At 37.1% G+C, this 3352-nt stretch carries 4 protein-coding genes; 1 reads left to right on the forward strand and 3 read right to left on the reverse strand.

Annotated features, from left to right (window positions below; all coding sequences use genetic code 11):
* Positions 1-439 precede the first annotated feature (439 nt).
* The 3 genes from BGM26_RS07230 to BGM26_RS07240 are packed head-to-tail and all read right to left on the reverse strand — an operon-like array spanning position 440 to position 2324.
* On the reverse strand, positions 440-1216 hold the full coding sequence (locus BGM26_RS07230; RefSeq protein WP_217039083.1) for an ABC transporter permease: 777 nt from the start codon (positions 1214-1216) through the stop codon (positions 440-442).
* Entirely contained in the window at positions 1213-2124 is a 912-nt protein-coding gene (locus BGM26_RS07235; RefSeq protein ID WP_217039084.1) for an ABC transporter ATP-binding protein, read from the reverse strand. The genes BGM26_RS07230 and BGM26_RS07235 overlap by 4 nt, the downstream gene beginning before the upstream one ends.
* Entirely contained in the window at positions 2124-2324 is a 201-nt protein-coding gene (locus BGM26_RS07240; RefSeq protein WP_217039085.1) for a PLD nuclease N-terminal domain-containing protein, read from the reverse strand. Before BGM26_RS07240 ends, BGM26_RS07235 begins: the two co-directional genes overlap by 1 nt.
* A gap of 166 nt (positions 2325-2490) precedes the next feature.
* Between BGM26_RS07240 and BGM26_RS07245 the strand changes: the two genes are divergently transcribed.
* Positions 2491-2781: a DUF5316 domain-containing protein gene (locus BGM26_RS07245; RefSeq protein WP_217039086.1), complete on the forward strand. Its 291-nt coding sequence runs from the start codon at positions 2491-2493 to the stop codon at positions 2779-2781.
* The last annotated feature ends 571 nt before the right edge of the window (positions 2782-3352 follow it).

The following is a 3352-nucleotide window of genomic DNA, read 5'->3' on the forward strand; positions in this document are numbered from 1 at the left end:
AATGAGCACGGGCGGATCACCTAGCATGGGCATGGGAGGGTTCCCTAGAAACGCTATTTATGGTATGCGATAGTCGCGATTCCCCATACGTTAGATTATCAAAATAGATGACTATATGTTTAACTCATACGTCAACGTTTTTCATTAACATTTTTTAATGAAGGCTCAGTTAATATCGATTTTTAAATAATAAATTAGGGAATCCCAATATAATGGAGTTCCCTGTCTGTTTGTTAAAAAATACATATTATTCTATTTTTCATATAACTTGTTCGCTTATCTTTGAACCTTTTATCTAATTATTTTTATTTTAACTTGAGAAAGAATCAAAAAAATACTATTCTATCCTCTCAAAATTATATATTATAATTCATTCAATTTAGTTTTCATAATATCTATGATTATTATTTATTTCTCCAAAAGTAAATAACTAAACATCTCAGGCAAGTTCTCTTTTCCGAAAAATGGCAATGCATCCTGTAAGGAGAGCGATGATCCCAACTAACGCTAGTATCGCAGCAGGGAAGGCTTCTTTGGGAAACTCCTGAGCCAATAAAAAGTTATTCGTATACGATGGCAGCAGGGACGGGCTCCATTCCAGCAAATGTGAAAAAGAACTGCTCACAATGCTTAAAATCATGACAAATGCGATTGAGATAAATCCAACAGCACCCGGTGATTTAAGGAACGAATTAAAAAATATTGTTATAGTCAGGACAAAGGAAAGCCAGATTCCATTCATCAAATAGGACTGAAAGAAATCAACAAACGGCACTGTTTCAAACAGAATAACAACATAGTACCATGAAGCTAAATAGCCAATAAAATAAGATATCCATAATAATAGCATGGCCCCAGCCCACTTGGCCGTCACAAAAGAGGCATAAGAAACAGGCTTAACCAAAATTAGACCTGCAACTCCACTCTTCCTTTCTGCGGCGATTATGCCCATTGATGTAAGTACGATAACCAGCACGCCCAATGTATTAAATTGACTTTGGATGGCTATTAATACTTCAGCTGCCGACGGTACTGGAAGCTCGATGATCGCTCCTTCTGGCAATCCGCCTAGTGAATCAATAATTTGTGGCATATAATACGATGTTAAAGGTTCTTTTACAGCAAGCAATACAAATACAATAGGAACCCAAATCCATTTGAAATTCCGGGACATTTCAACCACTTCTTTATGAAACAATGTCATCCACTGGCTCATTTCTGCACCACCTTCATAAAAACATCCTCAAGACTTGTTCTGCTTATTTCAAATTTCACAAGCGGCATGTTTTTTTCTGCTATTTCTTTAAGGAATGTTATTTTGGCGTTTTCTATATCATCTATAAAAATACTGGCTTTGTTTCCTTCGATTTTTACCGATTGAATCGTATTAAGAGTAGACAAGCGTTCAACATATTCTTCTGTTTTTTCTCGGAATACAAGGTCAATTTTTGCTTGTTGATACTTATCTCTGAGTTGTTCCATCGTACCTGATTCAACTAACTCCCCATTATGGATAAAAAGTATTTCATCACAAACTTCCTCTGCATCATTTAAAATATGTGTGGAAAAGAGAATGGTTGTTTCTTTTTTAAGTTTTTCCAGAAGGTCCAAAACCTCTCTGCGGCCAAATGGATCGAGAGCTGAGACCGGTTCGTCAAGCATAACCAATTTTGGTCGGTGAATGATCGCCTGGGCAATTCCTAGCCGCTGTTTCATTCCGCCAGAATACTTCCCAATACGCCGATTCTTCGCATCCGCAATATCGACTAGTTCCAGTAGCTCCTCCGTTCTTTCTTTTGAAGCGTTCTTAGCTAAACCTGCCAGTTTCCCTGCATATTCTAAAAACTCACGGCCTGTCATCCACTCATAAAAAACAGGGTGTTGAGGAAGATATCCAATCCATTTCCGAACATCCTCCCCTTGCTGGGTTCCGTTAAATACAATGCTGCCTGATGATGGCTTCATCAACCCAGAAAGCATTCGCAGCGTCGTCGTTTTACCTGCCCCATTCGCTCCAAGTAATGCAATACAATTTCCTTCCGCTAATTCAAAATCCATTCCTTTAATCACTTCGTGTTTTTGAAAATTTTTCTTAAGTCCCCTAACAGTAACAACAGCTGCCATTATTGATTTCTCCTTCCGATCACAAAATAAAGAATCGGACCGATAAGGTTAATGAATAAGATAATTAGAGCCCAAATCCATTTAGGTCCATTTGTTTTTTCTATACGAATTAAGTCCACAACAGCAACAATCATGAGAATTAACTGTATAATAATTATTGGAGCGATAATGGCCCAGTTAATACTTTGAAGTAGTTCCATTTCGATTTCCTCCCCCTTCTCATATTCCATTTGATATCATACATAAGACGTACGAGAAGAAAAATCGTTCATTAAAAAATTTATGGATTTAAACGGCAAATTTGCACAAGATGCCGAAACGAAACATAGCTCAACCATCTAATAAAAAAAGTGAGGAGGAAAAGCATTGAAGTGGTTTTCAATTGGAATCGTTCTATCCATTATAGGAGTTTTATTTTCTTTAGTAGTGTGGGGAATTGAAAAGGCTTATCTCATCACTGGAGGTATAGGAATGTTTTTCGTTGGATTATCAATGCTTTTTTCAGGTTCAATGGGAAGTGGTGACCAAATAAGAGCAAATTTCGCGACAGAATCTGCTCAAGATAGACGCAACCGAATAAGTACAACGATTCGCTTGGGTTTGGTTGGTTTACCTTCTATTATTTTAGCGTTGTTACTTTATTTCTTGATAACCTAACAGCAAGAGTGAAGGGAAAATACAGTGTATTGTCAATAATTTTAGTATTGTAGGACTATTTTTGTTTTACATAGTTCTTTTGGTAAAATTGCATTTTGAAATTTTATTATCAAGATTGCTTCAGCGATAACAGGTATTGTGTTAGCTATAAATCAAAAGAAAATGGCTTCCTTAAATATATGGAAATGTTACTTATTCCGGTTTCGAGCTCCATCTACATGGGGACTGCTTTTTCGATTTCTTTCTGAGTTCCGGCTTCATCAGCCTTTCAAAATAAGCCAGCACTCATTAAACCCTTCTATTGGACGGAGGTCACTGAAAAATCCTCTTTTCGGGCTCATTAAACGGTCCTATTGGACAGATTTCGCTGGAAATTCCACTTTTCGGGCTCATTGAACGCTTCTATTGGACTGATATCGCTGGAAATTCCACTTTTCGGGCTCATTGAACGGTTCTATTGGACTGATATCGCTGTATATTCCACTTTTCGGGCTCATTGAACGGTTCTATTGATTAAGTCCGTATAATTGTGTAAAAAAGATGAGTCATTTTATTCACTCTTGGCAACACT

Source organism: Bacillus sp. FJAT-29790 (genome assembly GCF_019039215.1).
Classification (GTDB): Bacteria; Bacillota; Bacilli; order Bacillales; family Cytobacillaceae; genus Cytobacillus.